The 381-nt window shown below is 64.8% G+C and carries 1 pseudogene; it reads left to right on the forward strand.

The annotated features are described in order from the left end of the window. Positions 1-216: pseudogene (locus J0A65_RS26285) on the forward strand (hypothetical protein); the annotation flags it as partial. Positions 217-381: the final 165 nt, after the last annotated feature.

A 381-nucleotide genomic window follows, 5' to 3' on the forward strand; every position in this document is an offset into this window, starting at 1 on the left:
GACAGCATGGGGCAGATCATCGACCACAACGTGCAGATCGCCTCGGCTGCCGAGCAGCAGGCCGCCGTGGTCCAGGGCGTGGAACAGAACACCCTGGAGATCAAATACCTCAGCGAGAGCAACGCGCAGGAAGCGCAGAGCACCGTACAGGTCAGCGGCGAGCTGACCGGCATGACCCGTGACCTGCACGGGCTGATCGCCAACTTCAGGGTATGACCGCTCGTCGACGCCAAGCGCCGCGCCATTCTGGTGCGCGGCGCACCCTCTCCGTGCAGCGCATGGCGGACCGGGGCGCTGCAGGCAACTTTTCTGGCCATGGAGCTTGTCACCCAGCCAGCGCTGGGGTATCAGTGCAATCGCTCCGCTCCCTGATTCAGTTCG

This window comes from Bowmanella yangjiangensis (assembly GCF_017255015.1).
In the GTDB taxonomy this organism is placed as follows: domain Bacteria; phylum Pseudomonadota; class Gammaproteobacteria; order Enterobacterales; family Alteromonadaceae; genus Bowmanella; species Bowmanella yangjiangensis.